Annotated in this window: 24 protein-coding genes and 1 pseudogene; 9 read left to right on the forward strand and 16 right to left on the reverse strand. The window is 59.6% G+C overall.

Annotated features, from left to right (window positions below):
* Positions 1–286: 286 nt before the first annotated feature.
* Entirely contained in the window at positions 287–982 is a 696-nt protein-coding gene (aqpZ, locus tag ACF8MC_RS09105; protein WP_025301712.1) for an aquaporin Z, read from the forward strand.
* A 57-nt stretch (positions 983–1039) separates the two neighbouring features.
* Here aqpZ and ACF8MC_RS09110 read toward each other — a convergent pair whose 3' ends face one another.
* Complete coding sequence (locus ACF8MC_RS09110) at positions 1040–1810, reverse strand: class I SAM-dependent methyltransferase (RefSeq protein WP_033647366.1); 771 nt, start codon at positions 1808–1810, stop codon at positions 1040–1042.
* A 117-nt stretch (positions 1811–1927) separates the two neighbouring features.
* Between ACF8MC_RS09110 and ACF8MC_RS09115 the strand changes: the two genes are divergently transcribed.
* The 3 genes from ACF8MC_RS09115 (at position 1928) to ACF8MC_RS09125 (ending at position 4230) form a co-directional block, all read left to right on the forward strand.
* Positions 1928–2713, forward strand: coding sequence for a helix-turn-helix transcriptional regulator (locus ACF8MC_RS09115; protein ID WP_033647368.1), 786 nt, complete (start codon positions 1928–1930; stop codon positions 2711–2713).
* 125 nt (positions 2714–2838) lie between these two features.
* Positions 2839–3585 carry a DUF2076 domain-containing protein gene (locus ACF8MC_RS09120; RefSeq protein ID WP_048321305.1) on the forward strand — a complete coding sequence of 249 codons (747 nt, stop codon included), beginning with the start codon at positions 2839–2841 and terminating at the stop codon, positions 3583–3585.
* A 96-nt stretch (positions 3586–3681) separates the two neighbouring features.
* The gene (locus ACF8MC_RS09125; protein WP_033647370.1) at positions 3682–4230 is read left to right on the forward strand and encodes a GNAT family N-acetyltransferase; all 549 of its coding nucleotides are present in this window, start codon (positions 3682–3684) and stop codon (positions 4228–4230) included.
* Here ACF8MC_RS09125 and ACF8MC_RS09130 read toward each other — a convergent pair.
* The 6 genes and pseudogenes from ACF8MC_RS09130 to ACF8MC_RS09155 form a co-directional block, all read right to left on the reverse strand.
* Entirely contained in the window at positions 4221–4472 is a 252-nt protein-coding gene (locus tag ACF8MC_RS09130; RefSeq protein ID WP_033647371.1) for a hypothetical protein, read from the reverse strand. The two genes, ACF8MC_RS09125 and ACF8MC_RS09130, sit on opposite strands and share 10 nt — an antisense overlap.
* 86 nt (positions 4473–4558) lie before the next feature.
* Complete coding sequence (locus ACF8MC_RS09135) at positions 4559–5011, reverse strand: thiol-disulfide oxidoreductase DCC family protein (RefSeq protein WP_060387334.1); 453 nt, start codon at positions 5009–5011, stop codon at positions 4559–4561.
* Positions 5012–5084: 73 nt separating this feature from the next.
* Positions 5085–5414 (reverse strand): hypothetical protein, encoded by a 330-nt coding sequence (locus tag ACF8MC_RS09140; RefSeq protein ID WP_033647375.1) that lies wholly within the window; start codon positions 5412–5414, stop codon positions 5085–5087.
* A gap of 231 nt (positions 5415–5645) precedes the next feature.
* Positions 5646–6821, reverse strand: coding sequence for a type I restriction endonuclease (locus ACF8MC_RS09145; RefSeq protein ID WP_033647376.1), 1176 nt, complete (start codon positions 6819–6821; stop codon positions 5646–5648).
* Positions 6822–7131: 310 nt separating this feature from the next.
* Positions 7132–7742: pseudogene (gene ycaC / locus ACF8MC_RS09150) on the reverse strand (isochorismate family cysteine hydrolase YcaC).
* A gap of 117 nt (positions 7743–7859) precedes the next feature.
* Complete coding sequence (locus ACF8MC_RS09155) at positions 7860–8741, reverse strand: pirin family protein (RefSeq protein WP_033637244.1); 882 nt, start codon at positions 8739–8741, stop codon at positions 7860–7862.
* A gap of 125 nt (positions 8742–8866) precedes the next feature.
* On the opposite strand from ACF8MC_RS09155, the gene ACF8MC_RS09160 reads away from it, so the two are divergent.
* Entirely contained in the window at positions 8867–9775 is a 909-nt protein-coding gene (locus tag ACF8MC_RS09160) for a LysR family transcriptional regulator (protein WP_033637243.1), read from the forward strand.
* On the opposite strand, the gene ACF8MC_RS09165 is transcribed toward ACF8MC_RS09160, so the two are convergent.
* Positions 9776–10159: a VOC family protein gene (locus tag ACF8MC_RS09165; RefSeq protein ID WP_033647378.1), complete on the reverse strand. Its 384-nt coding sequence runs from the start codon at positions 10157–10159 to the stop codon at positions 9776–9778. It lies immediately after the preceding gene.
* Between the two features lie 2 nt (positions 10160–10161).
* Complete coding sequence (locus ACF8MC_RS09170) at positions 10162–10944, reverse strand: DeoR/GlpR family DNA-binding transcription regulator (RefSeq protein WP_033647381.1); 783 nt, start codon at positions 10942–10944, stop codon at positions 10162–10164.
* Positions 10945–10977: 33 nt separating this feature from the next.
* Between ACF8MC_RS09170 and ACF8MC_RS09175 the strand changes: the two genes are divergently transcribed.
* Positions 10978–11268, forward strand: a complete 291-nt coding sequence (locus ACF8MC_RS09175; RefSeq protein WP_225845530.1) for a hypothetical protein — start codon at positions 10978–10980, stop codon at positions 11266–11268.
* Positions 11210–11734 (forward strand): hypothetical protein, encoded by a 525-nt coding sequence (locus tag ACF8MC_RS09180; RefSeq protein ID WP_223307172.1) that lies wholly within the window; start codon positions 11210–11212, stop codon positions 11732–11734. The genes ACF8MC_RS09175 and ACF8MC_RS09180 overlap by 59 nt, the downstream gene beginning before the upstream one ends.
* Before the next feature lie 29 nt (positions 11735–11763).
* Here the strand turns inward: ACF8MC_RS09180 and ACF8MC_RS09185 are convergent, their stop codons facing one another.
* The 4 genes from ACF8MC_RS09185 to ACF8MC_RS09200 form a co-directional block, all read right to left on the reverse strand.
* Positions 11764–12027 carry a DUF333 domain-containing protein gene (locus ACF8MC_RS09185; protein WP_164105064.1) on the reverse strand — a complete coding sequence of 88 codons (264 nt, stop codon included), beginning with the start codon at positions 12025–12027 and terminating at the stop codon, positions 11764–11766.
* 50 nt (positions 12028–12077) lie between these two features.
* Complete coding sequence (locus ACF8MC_RS09190) at positions 12078–12566, reverse strand: DUF2501 domain-containing protein (protein WP_015376789.1); 489 nt, start codon at positions 12564–12566, stop codon at positions 12078–12080.
* 126 nt (positions 12567–12692) lie between these two features.
* Positions 12693–13283, reverse strand: coding sequence for a lipid IV(A) palmitoyltransferase PagP (gene pagP / locus ACF8MC_RS09195; protein WP_025301698.1), 591 nt, complete (start codon positions 13281–13283; stop codon positions 12693–12695).
* Positions 13284–13490: 207 nt separating this feature from the next.
* Positions 13491–13919, reverse strand: a complete 429-nt coding sequence (locus ACF8MC_RS09200; RefSeq protein ID WP_033647383.1) for a universal stress protein — start codon at positions 13917–13919, stop codon at positions 13491–13493.
* A 674-nt stretch (positions 13920–14593) separates the two neighbouring features.
* Here ACF8MC_RS09200 and ACF8MC_RS09205 point away from each other — a divergent pair.
* The gene (locus ACF8MC_RS09205) at positions 14594–16273 is read left to right on the forward strand and encodes an alpha-keto acid decarboxylase family protein (protein WP_164105065.1); all 1680 of its coding nucleotides are present in this window, start codon (positions 14594–14596) and stop codon (positions 16271–16273) included.
* A gap of 53 nt (positions 16274–16326) precedes the next feature.
* Here ACF8MC_RS09205 and ACF8MC_RS09210 read toward each other — a convergent pair whose 3' ends face one another.
* Positions 16327–17430 carry a DUF1615 domain-containing protein gene (locus ACF8MC_RS09210; RefSeq protein ID WP_048321304.1) on the reverse strand — a complete coding sequence of 368 codons (1104 nt, stop codon included), beginning with the start codon at positions 17428–17430 and terminating at the stop codon, positions 16327–16329.
* 177 nt (positions 17431–17607) lie between these two features.
* Here ACF8MC_RS09210 and tehB point away from each other — a divergent pair, with 177 nt between their 5' ends.
* Positions 17608–18471, forward strand: a complete 864-nt coding sequence (tehB, locus tag ACF8MC_RS09215; protein ID WP_164105066.1) for an SAM-dependent methyltransferase TehB — start codon at positions 17608–17610, stop codon at positions 18469–18471.
* Here the strand turns inward: tehB and ACF8MC_RS09220 are convergent.
* Complete coding sequence (locus tag ACF8MC_RS09220; protein ID WP_164105067.1) at positions 18466–19179, reverse strand: 2OG-Fe(II) oxygenase; 714 nt, start codon at positions 19177–19179, stop codon at positions 18466–18468. The genes tehB and ACF8MC_RS09220 overlap by 6 nt on opposite strands.
* Positions 19176–20231: a bifunctional DNA-binding transcriptional regulator/O6-methylguanine-DNA methyltransferase Ada gene (gene ada / locus ACF8MC_RS09225; protein ID WP_047569114.1), complete on the reverse strand. Its 1056-nt coding sequence runs from the start codon at positions 20229–20231 to the stop codon at positions 19176–19178. The genes ACF8MC_RS09220 and ada overlap by 4 nt, the downstream gene beginning before the upstream one ends.
* Positions 20232–20312: the final 81 nt, after the last annotated feature.

Below are 20312 nucleotides of genomic sequence, written 5' to 3' on the forward strand. Positions count from 1 at the left end.
CTGAGCGTATTGAATGGGGAAAACCGCTGGAAAAAATCGCCCGAAAATAGCGTGCCATTTCGCTTAGGGTAAATTCTTATGGCAAAGATAAAAAAATCGGCAAACGCGCGCCGGCACGGGAAAAAACGGCGTTTTTCTCATAGACAAAATAAAATGCCGAGGATTTAATACCGCCGTTATTCAAGGTGCATTAAGAAAATTCTATAGAATATCTGCATGAACTGAAAAAGCTGTTCTATAGTTTTTAGTGCTAACGCCCGTTAGTCAATTCCGCAGGATGGAATCTATGTCAAAGCGACTTTTTGCCGAATTTTTTGGCACATTTTGGTTGGTGTTTGGTGGTTGTGGTAGCGCAGTATTAGCAGCGGCATTCCCACAGCTGGGTATTGGTTTCCTCGGCGTCGCGCTCGCTTTCGGTCTGACCGTGGTGACGATGGCCTATGCCGTCGGCCATATTTCCGGCGGGCACTTTAACCCGGCGATCACCGTCGGCTTATTCGCCGGCGGCCGTTTCGCGGCGAAAGACGTGATCCCTTACGTGATCGCACAGGTGATCGGCGGTATCGCCGCAGCGGCGGTACTGTATTTGATCGCCAGCGGCAAAGCCGGTTTCGACGCCACCGCAGGCGGTTTCGCCTCCAACGGTTACGGCGAACACTCTCCGGGCGGTTATTCTCTGCAATCAGCTATCGTGATTGAGCTGGTGCTGACCGCCTTCTTCCTGATCGTTATTCATGGCGTGACCGACAAACGCGCGCCGGCAGGCTTCGCCCCGCTGGCGATCGGCCTGACGCTGACCCTGATCCACCTGATCAGCATCCCGGTGACCAACACCTCCGTCAACCCGGCGCGCAGCACCGGCGTAGCGATCTTCCAGGGCACCTGGGCGCTGCAGCAGCTGTGGGTATTCTGGCTGGTGCCGCTGGTCGGCGGCATTATCGGCGGCCTTATCTACCGCTGCCTGCTGGAAGATAAAAAATAAGCGCATCGCAGCCGATAGCGTTTCGCGGGGCAGCCTTCATCGGCTGCCCCGTTGCTTTCAGCCCTTCGTCACTTCAAACATCATGATATCGCTGGTAAAGGTGCCGTCCGGCTGAATGGCGAAATGCGCCGCCACCTCCTGCGACACGCTTTGCTGCAGCGCGCGGATCGCGGTAACGAAATGCGCCGGCGTGCGCATACGCGCCACCCAACTGCCAAACTCCAGCATCAACCGATCCGACGTCACCTCGCGCACCACCAGCCCGGCTTCGGTCAGCAACGTCAGCCACTCGCCCGGCGCATAGTTGCGCACGTGTGAGGTGTCGCGCAGCACTTCCACGGTTTGCAGATAGATATCCAACAGCGGATGCCCCGGCGAGACCACGTCCATAAAGATCGCTCTGCCGCCCGGCTTGAGTACCCGCCTGACCTCACGCAGCGCCTGGCCGACGTCGTGCCAGTGGTGCGCCGAATAGCGGCTGATGACCAGATCGAAGCCGGCGTCCTCAAACGGCAAAGACTCCGCCACGCCCTGCTGCAGCTGAATGTTGTTCAGGCCTTTTTCCGCCGCCGCCTGCTCCACCACCGCCAGCATCTGCGCCGACAGATCGTAGGCCACCACCTGTGCCACCCTGGCCGCCGCCGTGAAGCTGGCATGCCCGGCGCCGCAGCCCAGATCGAGCAAGCGCGCGCCGGCATGCGGTTCCAGTAACTGTGCAAGGCGCTGCAAATCCTTGCCCTGCGCGTGTACCGCGCTGGTTAAGTAGGCGTTGGCCTGCTCGCCGAACTGCCGGTCTACCGCGTTTTTATGGCTGTTGCTGATGCTCATGTTTGCTCCCGTTATTATCCGGCTTGCGCCTGTGCCTGAAGACTTTCGGCTACTATAATCAGGCTACTATACGGGTACAATATGAGCAGTTATCCTGGTATAAATAGGTACCACGCTATGTCATCAGAAGCCTTATCCGGGCCAAAGGCCCTCGGCGCGTTTCTGCGCGCACACCGCGAACGCATCACGCCGGAAATGCTCGGCCTGCCCAGTTCCTCACGCCGCCGCACCAGCGGCCTGCGGCGCGAAGAGCTGGCGCAAATCAGCGGCATCAGCGCCACCTGGTATACCTGGATCGAACAGGGGCGCGAGGTGTCCATTTCCCCCTTCACGCTGGCGCGCATCGCCAAGGCGCTGCGGCTCGGCCCCGCCGAACGCCACTACCTGTTTACCCTGGCGCGCGTCGCCGACCCCGAGCAGGAAACTCACCGCGAAACCGCCAACGACGCGGTGCTGCAAAGCGTGCACCAGATGACGGTGCCCTGTTACCTGCTGGACGTGACCTGGAACGTCGTCGCCTGGAACCCGCAGGCGGCGGCGCTGTTCAGCGGCTGGCTGGATGTGGCCAACAGCCCCAACCTGCTGCACTTCATGTTCTTCCACCCGCTGGCGAAAACGCTGGTCAGCGATTGGGAAGAACGTGCCCGCCGCGTGGTGGCCGAATTCCGTGCCGAAACCAGCCACCATCAAAACACCGAAGAGATGCGCGCCTTCGTGCGCAGCATGACGCACAACAGCGCGGACTTTAATCACTGGTGGAAACAGCATGACGTGATGGCGCGCGAAGGCGGCGAGCGCGCGTTCGAGCACCCTCAGCAAGGCGCGCTGCGCTATCGCCAGCTCACCTTCCACCCGGCGGAGCACGGCGGCCTGAAGCTGGTGATGCTGATCCCGCTGCCGTAATTGGTAACAAATTCATAGACAGGTTTACCCGTCATTTATTTATTGGTTCATGTAAACGCGCTAGGGTGATTGTTACCGATGACAACGATCATCCAGCACCGTTATTTATCTCCCGAGGTACGCCTATGCAATCCGAAGAACAACGCCTTATCGATGGTCTGTTTGGCCGCCTGAAAGAAGCCGAGACCAAGACGGGCCCACGGGATCTCCAGGCAGAACAGCAAATCAATCAGCATATTCGCGAGCAGCCTTCCGCCCCTTATTACATGGCGCAGGCGATGATCATTCAGGAAGCGGCGCTCAAGCAGATGGACCAGCGGGTCAAAGAGCTGGAAACCCAGGTTGCGCAGCTGCAGCAAACCGCCAACGGCCAACAGAGCAGCGGCGGTTTCCTGGCCGGCCTGTTCGGCGGCGGCAGCCGCAATACGCCTAGCCCGCGTGAACAGTATCAGGCGCAGCAGCAAAATACGGCGGCCTGGAACAACGCGCAGCAGGGGGGCTACGCGCAGCCACAGCAGCCAGCCTACGCCCAACCGCAGCAGGCGGCGCCTTCACGCGCCGGCGGCTTCCTGGGAGGCGCCTTGCAAACGGCGGCGGGCGTCGCCGGCGGCGTGGTATTGGCCGACATGCTGACCGGCATGTTCCGCCATTCGCAGCCGCAGGAAATCGTGAACATTATCGAAGAAACCCCGGCGCCGCTGGACGACAGCGCGATGCGCAATTTCGACGCCTCCAACAACCTTGATACCTTCAACAGCGGCGACGGCGGCAGCTTCCTGAATCAGGACAACGGCTTCCAGAACGCCAACTACCAGGACGACCAGGACTACGCCGACGACGATTACAACGACGACGACGATTCCTTCCTGTAATGCCTCTCTCCCCCTCTCACCCGCAGAGGGGGGATTTCCCGTTTCGCCGATCTGGACTACAGTGAACGCTGTTTATTTATCCGGCCGGGAGAAACGATGCCGAGCTTTAATCCTTCAGCCCCGTACTTCAGCGAACGCCTGCAGATGCGGCCGCCGGTGATGGCGGACCTCGAACGTTTCTACGCCATCTTTGGCGATCCGCAAACCCAGCTTTTCAACCCCGCCGGCCCGCTCACCAGCGAAGCGCAGGCCGCTTCGGCGCTGCAGGAGCGGCTCACCGGCTGGCGGCAACACGGCTACGGCTCCTGGGCGCTCGCCCTGCGCGAACGGCCGGATTGGGTTATCGGGTTTGGCGGGTTGTCTTGGAAACCGCTCGGCGCGCAGCGCACCGTGAACCTCGGCTATCGCTTCGACACCCGCGTCTGGGGCATGGGGCTGGCCACCGAGATGGCGCGGGCTTCACTGCAATACGGGTTTGTCGGGCTGGGTCTGGGTGAGATTTCCGCCATTGTGCGCGCGGAGAATCAGGCTTCGTGGCGGGTGCTGGAAAAGATCGGCATGCAGCGTGTGGATACGCTGGATGACGTGCCCGGCGCGGCGCCGAGCCTGGTGTATACGCTAAAGCGCGGCGACTATCAGGGCTGATCGTCGCTGATTTTAGCCAACGCCATGCGGTAAGATTTGACCTTCTGACGCTTTTTCAGCCAGGTGGTGGTAGAGACGATGAACACCGCGCCCGACATCGCCAACACGCCGATCGGGTGGCCGTAAAACACCATCAAGGCAAAGTACACGGCGGAAACGATCGCCACCCACTTCGCCGTATTGCCCATGTCGCTCTTCTCCTGGGTCAAACGGCGGATGTGTTCTTCTTCACTGATTCCCATACGCGCTCCTTGTTGGCTGAACGTTCCATTATATGGGGCTGGAATGTTGATATTTCAAGCAGTTGGATGGTAAAGAAGCGTAAAGCTCAGGCCGGCGGTTCCCGCCGCCGGGGCAGATAGCGCCCGGGCTGATCGGCGCCCGGCAGGCCGGTGCCGTCGTTGCGGCCAAACAGCCGGTAGCGATTGCCGGCGACCGCGTCGTAGACCTTGTCCGCCAGCCGCGGCGGCAGGTAACGCGCCAGCGCCAGCACGCGGTACGGCCCCCCCAATTGGCGCAGCGCCTGGAACAGCGCAGCCGAACGCAGCCAATAGCACCCCTGCTCAACATAGGCCACGGAATCGAAACGATCGGTCGGCAGCCCCAACGCCTGCAGGATCGCCTGCCCTTCGACGGATTGCACCGTCGCCAACAGAATGCACCGCTGCCGATCGGCGCGAATAAGATACCTCACCAGCCCGTGACACAGATTGCATTCGCCGTCGAACAACAGCGCGCGATCGCCGGGCTGGAGATAGGGCAATGGTGATAAAGGGGTCATTCCGCCTCCCGTTAAACGCACGCCTTAGCCTAACGCGCCTTGAGCGTGCGAACCAGAGCGGGATGACGGCCCGTTAACGCGCAGGCGGGGCGTCCGGCACGGCGACCACCGCGACGCGCACCTCGTAATGTTTGGCGCTGCCCGCCGGGATCACCGCCGTCAGTTTATTGATGGTTTCCACCGGATTGTCGCTGACCGAGGTGGCGCAGAACAGTTCGCCGCCGTGGCAGAACCCCGGCTTGGGCGGGTGGCCGCCCGGGAAAGGCGGCATGCGCATCGGCTCATCCGCCGCGGGCGGCACCGCTTTGGCCGCAGGCGCCTCGGGGGCAGATATCGCGCTCGCGCTGAACAACAGCGCCATGCCCATGCAGGGCAGCGCCAGGATCTTGATTGCTTGTTTCATTGAATTAGCCTCATTTGCCGGGTTCGGGATTACGCTACCCCGCTCCCGGCTAATGAGAAAGCCGCTTTTCGCTACCTTTTCGCCCCGCTACGTTTTGCTTACATCCCGCGTCTAACTTAATGAAAATAGAAGATTTGGAAGCACTCCGATTTTTCCATCCTTCCACACGGCGCATACAACCCTGTGTGGAAGGCTTTAATTTTCCAATCAACCACTTAATGGGGATACAGGCTAGCTTTCCTGCTTATCTTTTCTCTTCTGCCTAAAGTTTTCGTCATTAATACAATATTGGTAAGAATCAACGATCAACCCCGTTAGCCGCAAAATATTTTCCGGGCGGTCGATAATGATATGCCCCCCTGCTGCCAACTCCAGGCCGGCGCGAGTTATCTCAGCCTGCCTGGCATCGTCTATCTCAAGCGGAAGCAAAATGGTTGGGCGTTGCTTATTGTCGAAATAACGCAGAATCCAACGCGTCGTCTTCCCTTGAAAGAGGATGCTGTAATAGCTTTCGGTATCTTTCGCAACCAGCTCTGCCTCAGTGCCCAAGATCATCGCCACATTGTCAAACAGGCACCTTTCTGCAAAGGTCGTCACTATTTTACTATTCTCGGGGTCAACGATCGGGGCGAGCGGGTCGGGTCTGTTTTGCGTTTCACCTTCATCTGGTGACTCAGACGTTACAACACTTTCCGACGTCACTGACAGACCAGAAACGACCATCGCACTCACTGCTTTTTCAACAGCCAAACGAACCAATGGCGTTATTGTGTCCAAAAAACGTTGGTTTAGCTGACGCTGAACGTTAGAGCGACTTGCCACATAACGAACAAAATCTGAATCAACGTCTCGAAGGCTGGCGCTGATAGTTTTTGTAAATGAAGTCAGATAGATACTTTCTTCAGCTAACGTTCGCAGCGCTTCAGGCTGAAATTGGTCGTGTCTAAATCTATAAAGCTGATCAATATCAGAATCGTTTAGATTATTAAAATCTATTTTCAGGAATGGCGAATCATCCATGATGTTCTTATCTTTCAGATCGGTGAAAAATCGCCATTCTTTTCCATTAGTTATTGCAGAAACCGTGACCTCTGGTGTCGCATTAAAATAGCGAGATAGCTGGGGACTATGGTTTGACAGATTTTGATTGAAAGACTTCGCCTCGATGAACATGACGGGAACCGCATGGCAAAAAAGGGCGTAATCAACGCGCTCACCCACTTTAACACCTGGAAAATCAGCACCATACTCTGCCTTCACCTTAGTGGGGTCATACGGATGAAAGCCTAAGGTTTCTAATAACGGCAAAATTAATGCCTGCTTAGTCGTTTCCTCAGTATTGCAATGCTGGCCAACAGAGGCCACATGAAGAACATGGGCCTTAAGCTTATCTCTGAATGCATTCATCAACCATCCCTCTGCTGTGTTAAATCGCTGTAGTCTTAAATCACACGTTCAAAAGTGCTTTTCTTGCAACAAAGCGGTGTTCTTAAATAGAACCCCGTCAATATTTAATAGAATTAGCATTAATTATTAGTTATATAGCAGAACAAATAGCCTTAATCAAAATAGGAACACGAAGACCTACAGCCGATCACAATAAAAAAGAGATAAGTATTAACAGATGGGAATTTATAGCGAGTGAACCATTATTGGTACTTATACAGAATCCAGCGACAAATGATGGGCAGGGAATACTGCCCATCTATCGCGCGCGTTACTTACCGTTCGTCAGCGTGTTATAGCTGGTCATCAGATTGCGGTAGTCCGGGATATGGTTGGAGAACAGCGTGCCCAGGCCTTCGATGTCGTTGCGCCAGTCGCGGTGCAGTTCGCAGGCGACGCCGAACCAGGTCATCAACTGCGCGCCGGCGGCTTCCATGCGGCTCCAGGCCGACTGACGCGTCAGCTCATTGAAGGTGCCGGAGGCGTCGGTCACCACAAAGACCTCAAAGCCTTCATTGAGCGCAGACAGCGCCGGGAATGCCACGCACACTTCGGTCACCACGCCGGCGATGATCTGGCTTTTACCGCCTTGACGAAGTCGTCGTTGTCCCAAGCGTTGATTTGGCCGGGGCGGGGAATGAACGGAGCATCGGGGAATTGGGCCTTCAATTCCGGTACCAGCGGGCCGTTGGGGCCGTTTTCGAAACTGGTGGTCAGAATGGTCGGCAGATTGAAGTACTTCGCTAAATCACCCAGCGCCAGCACGTTGTTTTTAAACCGATCGGGATCGATATCGCGCACCAGCGAAAGCAGCCCTGCCTGATGATCCACCAGCAATACGGCGGCCTGGTCCTTGTCGAGGCGCTTGTAATTTGCAGTCATGGTTTTACTCCTGTGGGGTTGATGTTGCGGATGAAGCGCCCCGCCGCTGGGACGGGGCGCAGAGGTCTAAGTGTAGCGCCTGAGCCGGGGAACGCTTCCCGGCTCGGGCGCCTGCGGTCAGCCGGCGCTCGCTTCGGCGTTCATGCTGCCGAACTTGCCGCTGTTGAAGTCGCGGAACGCCTGCTGGATTTCCGCGTCGCTGTTCATGACGAACGGGCCGTAGCCGACGATAGGCTCATCGATCGGTTCGCCGCTCAGCACCAGCAGCGCGACGTCGTTGTTGGCTTCGATAGTGATCGAATCCCCCGCACGGTCGAAACGCACCATTTGGGTTTCGCGCACCACCTCTTCGCCGTTGACCAGGATCGCGCCGTGCAGCATCACCAACGCCAGCGTATGGCCTTCTTTCACCGTCAGCGTGGTGGTGTGGCCGGCATTCAGCTTCATATCCCACACGTTGAGCGGGCTAAAGGTGCGTGCCGGGCCGGCGTGGCCGCCGAAGTCCCCGGCGATCACCCGCACCTGCCCTGCGCCGTCCGCCAGCGGAACCACCGGAATATCGGCGTTCAGCAGCGTCTGGTAACCCGGCTCGGCCATTTTGTCCTTGGCCGGCAGGTTGACCCACAGCTGCACCATTTCCATGGTGCCGCCCTTGCGCGAGAACTCCCGCGAATGGAACTCTTCGTGCAGAATGCCGGAGGCGGCGGTCATCCACTGGACGTCGCCGGGGCCAATCACCCCGCCGCTGCCGGTCGAGTCGCGGTGTTCCACTTCGCCCTGATAGACGATGGTCACCGTTTCAAACCCGCGATGCGGATGCTGACCCACGCCGCGGGTGCCGGAGGCAGAGCGGAATTTGGTTGGCGCCGCGTGATCCAGCAGCAGGAACGGGCTCATTTCCGCCCCCAAATCGTTATAAGAGAACAGCGAATTCACCAGGAAACCGTTACCGACCCAATGTGCTTCCGGGCTGTTGTGAATACCGAGGATTTTTTTCATCTTGAACTCCCGTTTCAGGCCTCACGGCCTTAAGTTGATGGCAGAAGTTTAATCCGTCGGGGTTTGCTGCAGTAGTAGGCAAGATGTACACTCAGCGTTCTACTGGTAGAACGATAAGGGATAGGATGCTGACCGATCTGAACGATCTGTTTTTCTTCGCCAGCGTGGTCGATCACCAAGGATTCGCCCCCGCCGGCCGGGCGTTGGGCATTCCCAAATCCAAGCTCAGCCGCCGCGTGGCGCTGCTGGAAGAGCGCCTGGGCGTGCGCCTGATCCAGCGCTCGACGCGGCGTTTCTCGGTGACCGAGGTCGGCCAAAACTATTACGCGCACTGCAAGGCGATGCTGGTGGAAGCGGAAGCGGCGCAGCAGGCGATCGAACAGACGCGCGCCGAGCCCTGCGGCACGGTGCGCATGTCCTGCCCGGTGGCGATCCTGCACACCCGCGTCGGCAGCATGGTGGCGGCCTTTATGGCCGACTATCCGAAGGTGACGGTGCATCTGGAGGCCACCAACCGCCGGGTGGACGTGGTGGGGGAAGGGTTGGATCTGGCGATCCGCGTGCGGCCGCCGCCGCTGGAAGACAGCGATCTGGTGCTGAAGATCCTGGCGCAGCGCACCTGGTGCGTCGCCGCCAGCCCGGCGCTGGTGCGCACCCTCGGACCGGCGCACGCGCCGGAAGACCTGCGTAAATACCCGACGCTCGATCTCGGCCCCGCGCGCGCTCAGCACCAATGGCGGCTGACCGGCCCGCAGGGTGAACGGGTGGAGTGGGAACACACGCCGCGGCTGGTCACCGACGACATGCTGATGCTGCGCACCGCCGCCATCGCCGGCGCCGGCATCGTTCAGCTGCCGGCGATGATGATGCGCGACGACATGCTGCGCGGCGAACTGGTCCAGCTGCTGCCCGGCTGGCAGCCGCAGGGCGGCGTGGTGCATGCGGTTTACCCGTCGCGCCGCGGGCTGCTGCCGGCGGTAAGGCTGCTGCTCGATTATCTGGGCGAGCAGTTCACCAGCATCGAAGAGGAGTGATCAGGCGGTGATTTCAATCGCGTTGCCGTCCGGATCGCGGATGACGGCCTCGTAGAAGCCGTCGCCGGTCCAGCGCGGCGCGGACTGCAGGATGCCCTCCTGCTGCGCGCGCTGCGCCAACCGATCGACCTGCCGCTCATCCCCCAGCGACAGCGCGATGTGCGCCCAGCCCACCCGCTCTTCCTGGGCCTGCGCCGGCAACAGCGTCGGCACGCGCATGATCTCCAGCGTCGGCCCGGCCGCCAGGCTGACGAAGCGGGAAACAAACCCCGGCCGGTTGCGGCTGACGTACTCCTCGCCCGCCTCAGCGTTGAAATAGCGCTGCCAGAACGCCAGCTGCGCGTCGATGTCGCGGGTCCACAGGGCTACATGGGCTATTTTCATCATCATTCTCCGGTCGGTAAATCGCTGTGCCAAACCTGGCCGCCGCCCTGCGCCACCTGCAGCTCGAGCTGCGGGTGCGCGCCGCGCGCCGTCACCAGATGATCCACCCGCCCGGCGGGCAGGAAGGGGTAAGGGGCGTAGGTATTGAGTTTGTCGCGGGTACACAGCACCGCTACGCTGCCGGCACGCGTCAGCAGCCGCTTTTTGAACGTGGCGTCCTGGTAGCTCAGCGCGGAAAAGCCGCCGTCCGGGTCGTAGGCGCAGATGCCGGTGAACACCAGATCGAAATGGAAACCGTCTATCTCTTCCGCGGCTTTGGCGTCCACGCAGCCGCCAACCTGCGCATCCAGCTCGCCGCCGATCAGAATGGTGCGGAGCCCCGGCCGTTCCAGCATTTTGCCGGCGATGCTCAACGCATTGGTCACCACCGTCAAACGCCGATCGCGTGGCAACAGATCCGCCAGATACAGATGGGTGCTGCCGGCGTCGAGGAAGATCAGTTGTTCTTCACCGATCAACCCCAGCGCGGTCTGCGCCAGCGCCAGCTTCTCATCGCCGCTGAGCGCCATGCGCGCCGCAACGGGCCCCTCGGCCGGCGTCGGCGCCAGCGCGCCGCCATAGATGCGTTTGCACAGATTCTGCGCCGCCAGCTGGCGCAGATCGCGGCGGATGGTGGCTTCGGTGGTATTCAGCCGCTGCGCCATCTCCAGCGCCAGCACCCGCCCCTGTTGGCGAAGCGTGTCGAGAATGGCCTGGTGGCGCTCATTCGGTAGCAGTTTGGACATCGTGTCAATCCGGTGACGCTAAAGTGATCACAAATGTACACAAACAAACATAAACGTACAACCGTGAGCGAAAGAAAAATCGCCGGGCAGGATTTTCGCCTGCGGGATGTTGGCTATACTGAGGCAAGCGAAGTTACCGCAGACGTAACGGCTTGGACGCTAAGGGAAAACGATGTTATTGACGATCGCAAGGTGGCTGTTTCAACTCCCCGGGAAGCTGTTCGGGCTGATTTTCAAAAATCGCCTGAGGATATTTTTATTCTTCATGCTGGTCGCCGTTGGGGTGCTCGGCGCCAAGCGCTATCTGCGCGCCCACCAATATGACGACGAGTTCAGCCTCGCCGCCCCCGCCGATTACAACCGCGCAATAAAGCGCGAAATGCCGCTGCGCGAGGCGCGTGAACAGTGCGGCGGGCCGCTGCATGACAATGCCGGGCAGCCGTGGCCCGCCTCAGCGGGTTATCTGCATCAGCCGACGCGGCTGCCCACGGCCGGTCTGCATCGGCTGACGCTGGATAATCAGGGCAACGATTTTGCGGTGCTGGTCAAGCTGGAAACGCCGACGGCGCCGCAGCAGCTGGCGGAAGTCTTTATTCCGCCCGCCGGCAGCTTCGAGGTGAAAATCAATGCGGACGCGGAACACGTGATGAAAATCAAGAACATCAAGACCGGCTGCATGTTCCGCTCCCGGCCATTCAACCTGGATAAACAGCGCGATTGGCGCATGCCGCTGACGCTACAAAAAGACGGCAGCCTGCAACTGCAGTCGATAGGCGATCGCCAATTCTGATCGGGCGCCGGAACCGGCGCCGCATAGGGTTACTTTTTCACCGGATGATCGCGGCGGAACAGCTCCCAGCTTTCAATTTCCTGCCCACTCGGCAAGGTGCAGGTGGAATACTGTCCCGCCGCGTTCTCTTTGGCGTTCAGCTTGCCGCCGATTTGGGTGCAGTACACGTCGGCCGGGTTCGCCATGCCGATCGGTTTCACCTGCGGCGGCGGTGGCACATTGTTGGATTTCACGGAACACCCCTGCAACATCGTCATCCCTGCCAACAGGGAAAGCATCAACGTTTTTTTCATTTTTCCAGCTTATGCAAAAAAGAACGGCGGAGCGCTCCGCCGTTCACTTATCATGAAATAAAGGATTTGCCCTGTTTCAGCACCAGATCGCAGGCTTTTTGCTTCACCTTCTCGGTGATCTGCGAGGTGCCCAGGCTGTTCAGATCCAGGCTCTTGCCTTCGCCGGTCTGCAGCAAGCCGCCCAGGCCCTGCTGATAATCCTGGCTCTTGGCGTTTTCGGTGCTGGTGATGCCCAGCTTGCTGAGCAGCTGATCTTTCACCCCTTCGGCGCCGTTAGCCGACAGCACGTTGTTTTTCACGCAGTACTGCAGGATGCCGGCGGCATTGGTCATGCTGCTGGAGCTCAACGCCTTGTCGCCACCGTTCAGCAGGCCGGTCAACGAGGAGAGCGACATGCCGCCACTGCTGTCGCCGCCCGACTTGCTCAGTTCGCCCGCCGCGCTGCTGAGGGAATCCATCAGCCCGGCGGCCTGGGTGGCGCCGCTGGCCAGGGTAGCGGACAGCGCCAAAGCCAGCAGTAAACGATGTTTGGTGATCATAGTGGTGAAACTCCTGTAATAACGGCATGCAATCGGCGCAGCGCGCCGGGATACCCTTCCGACGCCGCTGGCGGCGACAAGTTCCTTTAATCTCGCCGCCGCGCCGTTTTTCGGAATTCAGGAAGTTTAGAACTGCCAGCGCAGCCAAGCGAAGAACACGTTGCCGTTGTTATAGGTGCCGGGAATGTAGGTCGCCTGGAACGTCAGCCGCTGATAGCCGATAGAGGCCAGCGGCAGCGGCGCCGGGATGGGAATGTATTTCCAGTTGTCGCGCGCGGTGACGCTGGCGGTGAAACCCAGCCCCAGGCGGAAATCCTTGTCATCCAGCGGGCGCCAGATCTTCTCGTAGGCGTAGCCGCCGATCGGCTCCCACTTGTTGAAGGAGTCCTTGAACGCCATGATGTAGATGCCGTGCCAGTCGCCGTCGCTGTCGTAGCGGGAGATGCCGTAACCGGCGCCCCACGGGCGTTCGTTGTACTTATCGATATGTTCATCATCGTAAGTCCAACGGTTGTGCCAGGTAATGGCCGGGATATAGAGATCGTGGTTAGGCGAGTTGTTCCAGGTCTCCGCCACGTTATCGGTAAAACGCTGCCATAGACCCGGTTTTTCAGCCTGCGCGGTATTGCCACTTTCTGTACCAACCTCAGCGTAAGAAGGCAGTGCAGGAAATATCAACGCCAGAGAACATGCCAAAAGAGTCCGTTTGAGAAACATCGTAAAGCTCCTGTAAAAATACGGCCGCAGATTTTTACCGATAGCCCAGGCAAGATCAAGCTGTATCTAATTTATCCAACGCCCGTTGTGCTTTGGTTAAGTTTAGCATCGGAAAATGCCCAATAATTCATAACAAATTGTACCAATATCCGCATGCTATCGCCTTTAAGGCGGCAAAGCCGTGGGAAAAGTCCGCTTTGTCGCACGCTACTCGCGGGCAAGATGCTTGACCAACACATCGACATCGAGACGGTTCACAAATTCCAGAGAATATGAGGAATAGAGGCCGAACAGGCGGTTTTGGTGCCCGACCACCACCAGATCGATGCCGGCCTGATGAATGAAATCGTTGACGTCCTTAAAGCGCCGGATGGTGACGATTTCCTTGACCGCAACCGGCGCATCGACGGCGCTCACCAACCGGCTCAGCATCGCCTTGGCGGCGATCACCTCCTGCGCCTGGCGATCTTTGACCAGCGCATCGCTGCCGTACTCCAGCTCCGCATAGTCGGCGTTAAGGTGGCCGACGGTGATGGCGATCGGCAGCCCGCGCACCATCGCCACCGTTTGACGCAGCAACGGCAGCCCATCGCGCTCATCGTGAATCAGTACCAGAATATGTCGATAGCTTTTCATCGCTCTTTCCCCCGTCAGTCAGTGCCACTGGGGCACCGCCCTCTTTGGTAGGTATACGCCATCTGCGCGCACGTGGAGAAAAGTTTACGTATCACTTCCCACGGAATGTGATGGCCACCACGTTATCTTAGCGCCCGCAACGGCGTATTTTAACGCCGGCCCGACGTGGCGCGCACCGCCGCCCCCGTAAAGCAAAGCTGACGGAAACCGACGAATAAAAAACGATTGTTGTTAATTTTTTGTTTTTAATTGGTTGCGTGATGGTTTCATGAAATAAGCGTGCGGCGGATCACCAAAATCCCCCTTCACGTCAGCTTCGGTTTTTCTTTCCCAGGCAAAAAGCGTTGTGTCGCTCAATGGGATTTAACGCGGCGTCAAAAGTACCGGATGATTCGCCCTGCATCATGATAAATGCCAATGCGCCGCCGCTTTTCTGTCGATATACCGCCAATGAAAAATACCGCCTCCTCCCAATACACGATAACCCTACTTTTTATGTATTTCCCAATCGCGTAAAGCGCCGAATACAAACCGCCTATTTACCGCCTGCCCACAGTCTCTTGAACAAGCCGACGCTTTAAATAACTGTTAATGCTAACGACACAACATCGCCAGCAATTTATTTTTGCTGATTTTCGCCTGACAAAATAAAGATAAATAATCCGGAGCAATCAATGAAAATAACTATCGGGTCATTCATTCTGCAACAGCTTCACGCCCTGAACGTCGATCGTATTTACGGCGTGCCCGGCGACTATAACCTCAGCCTGCTGGAGCTGCTGGAAAGCGATGACCGGCTGGCGTTTATCGGCAACTGCAATGAATTGAACGCCGCCTACGCCGCCGACGGCTATGCCCGAATGAAGGGCGCCGGCGCGCTGATCGTCACCTACGGCGTCGGCGATCTGGCCGCGCTGTCCGGCATCGCCGGTGCCTATGCCGAATCCTCGCCGGTGGTCTGCATCGCCGGCACGCCGCCGCTGCACGCGATGAAGAATCATCAGCTATTGCACCATACTCTGGGCGACGGCAATTTCGACAACGTCATGAACTGTTTTAAACAATTCACCGTTGCTCAAGCCTTGATTACGCCGGAAAATGCCGCGCAGGAAATTCCGCGCGTTATTTCCCGCGCCTGGATAGAGAAGAAACCGGTGTATTTACAGCTGCCTTCCGATATTTGCGACGTCGAAATTGAAATCACCGCAGCCGCAGCGGCGCCGCAGTTGCCGGCCAGCGATAAATATAATGTGCAATTAGCGGCGATGGCGCTGTTAACCAAAATAAAACGCGCGCAGCGCCCGATCATGTTGGTCGACCAAATGGTGGATCGCTATCAGCTGCAGCGGTTGGTGATCGAGGTCGCTCACCGCTTTGCCATTCCGCTGACCAATATGCCGACCGCCAAATGCATCATTCCGGAAGATACCGCCGGTTGGATGGGTGGCTACAGCGGCAACCTGTCGCGCCCCGAACTGTATGAACGCATGGCCCACTCGGACTGCGTGCTGAGCTTCGGCGTGCGTCTGGTGGACTCCACTACCGGCTATTTCTCGCAGCAAATTCCCGCCGCCGCTCAGGTAGATATCCAGCCGTTCTCGCTGAAGCTGGACAACACCTCCTACCCGGCGGTGGCGACGGCGGATCTGCTGCAGGCGCTGCTGGATCTGAGTGAAGACGCGCCGGTACAGCCCCTGGCGCCGCTGCCCGATCCGCGTGAAAAGCTGGCGACGCCGAGCGACGCCCCCATCGACCAGGCCTATCTGTGGCAACGGATCCAGCGATTTATCCGGGCAGATGACGTGGTGGTGGTGGAAAACGGCACCTCGGGCGCCGCCATCGGCGGCATGCGCATGCCGGGCGGCGTCAAGGTGGTCAACCAACCGATCTGGGGCTCGATCGGCTATACCCTGCCGGCGCTGCTCGGCACCCTGATGGCGGCGCCTGAGCGCCGTCACCTGCTGTTCATCGGCGACGGCTCCTTCCAGCTCACCGCGCAGGAAGTGTCTACCCTGCTGCGCTGCGAGCAAAAGCCGATCATCTTCCTGATCAACAACGACGGTTACACCATCGAGCGGTATATCCTCGGCGAAAACTCGTCCTACAACGACATCGGCCCGTGGGACTACGCCAAACTGCCGGCGGTATTGAATACCCAGGCGCAGCCGTTCAGCGTGGCGGTGGAAACCACGCAACAGCTGGAAATGGCCCTGGAACGCGCCTCGCGGCAGGATCGGCTGGCGTTTATCGAGGTGAAAGTGCCGATGATGGACACGCCGCCGGTGATGAAAGAGTTCTGCAACCGCTGCAACAGCTTTAACTTCGGCCTGACCAACCCGCGCCGCAGCGCCTGATGCGCGATCGCGCCGCCGGTGGTTTCAGGCCACCGGCGGCGTTTTCTTTTGGGTTACCCGCCGGCGCGCGCCATGCAGCGCTGGCGGCGTTCATCCACCCGCTTGGCGAACCAGGCGGTGGTCAGCTTGCGGGTGATTTTCGGGCTTTCCAACTGGATACCCGGCAGCATCTCGCGCGGCAGCTTGCCGCCCGCCAGCGCAAAGACCTTCGTATACAGATCGGTGTCGGCAAAGTCGGCCGTCTCGCCTTTCTCCAGCGCCCGGCGAATGGCGCTGTCGCTCATGTTCAGGCGCTTGCCGAGCGTGCGCACCGCCAGCTCGGTCGAGCCGGGCTTGTCGCTGCCGAAGTCGATAAGATCGCCGTCCAGCGCCAGCGGAATGGCGCTCGCCCGGCTGACCGCGTTTTGGAACGCCGCGTTGCGGCTGGCGTACCAGCCGGCGTTGAAGTCGGCAAAGCGATAAATCGGCCGGCTGTAATCGGCCGGATATCCCAGCAAATGCATAATGCCGAAGTACATGCCGCCGCGCCGGCTGAAAACTTCGCGGCGAATCGAGCCGTCGACCGGATAAGGGTACCCTTTGGCGTGCGCCTCGGCGAAGGCGATGCTCACCTGCATCGGGCCACCGGTATGTACCGGGTTTAAATGGCCGAACAGCTTCTGCCCCATCGGCACGCGGTCGATCATGTCATCGAAGATATCACTCAGATCCTTCTCGGTGCGCACCTTATCCAGCCGCTCGCTGTAGCTCTGCCCGTTCGACGACGAGATCTTCAACGCGGTGTGTACCAAAAAGTTCGGGATGTGCATCTGATCGGCGCGGCGGTCGATCTCCTTCCAGGCGATCTTCGGCAGCCCCGGCACCTGCGGGTTAGCCCGGAACGTCGACTCCTGTTCGGTCACCGCCAGCACCGAACACAGGTTCTCATCGCTCGGCTCGATGCCCTGCGCGGCGAAGGCGGCGGTAATATCGGTGGCCCAGCCCTGACGATCGCCGGCGTTGGCCGGGATCAGCGTCAGCAGCCGGGCTTTGACGTCGGCGGGGCGCGCCGTCGGCGCCGTGGTGGTGGTTTTGCTGGTACAGCCCGCCAACGCCAGCAGCGCGGCCAGGCTCAGCAAACGGAAGGATATCGGGTGGAATAAACGAGGTATCGGCATCTTTTCCCTGAACGTGATGACATGAACAGCACTGAAATTAGCCCAGCCGCCGTGCACAATCCAGTATAAAGATATGCCACGCCTTTCCGTCAGGCCGCTATGTTCAAACGCTCGATAAAGATGTATTTTACATACATCATATAAATCACTTTGCTTGCCCAGCCAGAGGAGCCCCTTATGGAGCAGCAGCTGCTTTGCTATAAAACCCTGCCGGAATGGAACAGCGACACGCTGCCGGAGGCCTTCCGCCAGCGCCACAACACCCAGAGCGGCACCTGGGCGAAGCTCACCGTACTGAGCGGCAGCCTGACGTTCGCCATGATGACCGAGGACGGCGCCACCACCGAGACCTGGCAGTTCAGCCCCGAAAGCCAGCCGCCGTTTATCGCACCGCAGCAGTGGCATCGCATCGTTTCCTTCTCGGACGACATGACCTGCCGGCTGGCGTTTTACTGCACGGCGGAAGATTACTACCACAAGAAATACGAACTGACGCGCACCCACTCCGAAGTGATCGAGGCGGCGGCGCGCATCGCGCCGGGCAAGGCGCTGGATCTGGGCTGCGGCGGCGGCCGCAATTCGCTCTATCTCAATCTGAAAGGTTTCGACGTCACCGCCTGGGACAAGCACGCGCCGTCGATAGACCGCCTCAATCAGATCATCGACGCCGAGCAGCTGACCCGCCTGAGCGCCGGAGTGCAGGATCTCAATACCCACCGCTTCAGCGGCGAATACGACTTCATCCTGTCCACCGTGGTGATGATGTTTCTCGAACGCCAGCAAATTCCGCATATCGTGCAAAACATGCAGGACAGCACCGTGCGCGGCGGCCATAACCTGATCGTGGCGGCGATGGATACCGAGGATTATCCCTGCCCGCTGCCGTTCCCGTTCACTTTTAGCCCGGGTGAACTGCAGCATTATTATCGCGACTGGGAGATCCTCAAATACAACGAGGACGTCGGCCAGTTGCATAAGACCGATGCCGCCGGCAACCGTATCTCGCTGCGCTTCGCCACCCTGCTGGCGCGCAAGCTATAGCGCGTCGTGAAAGATCACCCCCAGCGTGTGGCGTTGGCCGGAACGTACCCGGCTGACGCCGTGGCGCAGATTGACCCGATAATAGCCTTTAGCCCCCGCCATCGGGCGATGATGCACGGCGAACACCACCGCGTCGCCCTGCTGTAGCGGCACCACCTCCGGCCGGCTCTGCATCCGCGGCCGCTGTTCGGTCAACACGAATTCGCCGCCGGTGAAGTCCCGTTCGGGTGCGGAGAGCAAAAACGCCACTTGCAGCGGAAACACCCGCTCGCCGTACAGATCCTGATGCAGGCAGTTGTAATCCCCCGCTTCGTAACGCAACAGCAGCGGCGTCGGCCGCCGTTGGCCGGCCCGGTGGCATTCGGCCAGGTAGGCTTCGTGTTCGGCGGGATAGCGCGCCGCCAGGCACAATAAGGTATTCCAGCGGTTGGCTACCGGCGCCAGCCGCGCATACATCAGGCTGCGCGCCTCGGCCACCGGAAGCGGCAGCGGATAGGCGAAATAGCGGTACTCGCCGCGGCCAAAACCGTGCTTCGCCATCACGATGCGGCTGCGAAAATGCGCATCCTGCGGGTAAAGCGCCGCCAGCTCGCGGCACAGGTTTTGGCTGAGCACGCCAGGCAACCGCGCACAGCCCTGCGCATCGAGTTCGCGTTCGATTGCCGCCCAGTCCAATTCGGCCAGCCGCGCCGCCAGCGAGCGGCTCATCGCTGCGCCTCTTTTTCCAGCAAGGCTTTCTTGCGCTCGACGCCCCAGCGATAGCCGGACAAAGCGCCGTCGTTGCGCACCACCCGGTGACAGGGGATCGCCACCGCCAGCACGTTGGCGGCGCAGGCGCCGGCCACCGCGCGCACCGCTTTGGGCGCGCCGATGCGCCGGGCGATGTCGGCATAGCTGACAGTTTCGCCGACCGGTATCGTCTGCAGCGCTTGCCAGACCCGCTGTTGAAACGCGGTGCCGCGAATATCCAGCGGCAGCGCCAACCCGTTCTCCGGCGCTTCAATCAACCCCACCACCTGCGCCATCAGCGCTTCATACTGCGCATCGCCGCCGATCAGCTCGGCATTAGGGAACTTGTCCTGCAGATCCTGCACCAACCGCTGCGCATCGTCCCCCAGCAGAATGGCGCAGATGCCCACCTCGCTCTGCGCCGCCAGGATCTCACCCAGCGAACAGCGCCCGACGGCGAAATGGATGCGCATGCCTTTGCCGCCCGCCCGGTAGGCCTTCGGCGTCATGCCGAGCGCGGCGTTGGCTTGCCGGTAGAAGCGGCCGTTGGCGCCATAGCCGGCGTCGAAAATCGCGTCGGTCACCGTCTCCTGCTGCGTAAGACCGGTGCGCAGCCGTTGGCTGCGCTGCGCGTCGGCATAGCCTTTCGGCGTCAGGCCGGTGATCGCTTTGAACAGCCGGTGGAAATGGTATTGGCTCAACCCGACGTGACGCGCCAGCGCCTGCAGCGACGGCGCTTTCTCCGCCCGTTCGATATAGCGGCAGGCCTCGGCTATCTGCCGCGCATGCTGCTCTGTCAACGGCGTCAGCCCCTGGCGGCAGCGTTTGCAGGGCCGATAACCCGCCGCCTCCGCCTGCTCGGCATCGTCGAACAGTTCCACGTTTTGCCGGTTCGGCTGGCGTGACGGGCAAGAAGGCGAGCAATACACGCCGGTGGTTTTCACCGCATAGATAAAGCGGCCGTCGGCGTGTTTATCGCGGCTGACGATCGCCAGCCAGCGCGGGTCGGCGCTGTCGATTACGTTTTTCATCATCCGTTCCTCACTGCGGTTTCGATGTTAACCAGCATAGTGACGGGCCGTTGGCGAAACACGTCGGCTCTTGCTTTTTAA

Source organism: Serratia sp. LACPHL-BACT-2024-00286, from assembly GCF_043109535.1.
Lineage (GTDB): Bacteria > Pseudomonadota > Gammaproteobacteria > Enterobacterales > Enterobacteriaceae > Serratia > Serratia sarumanii.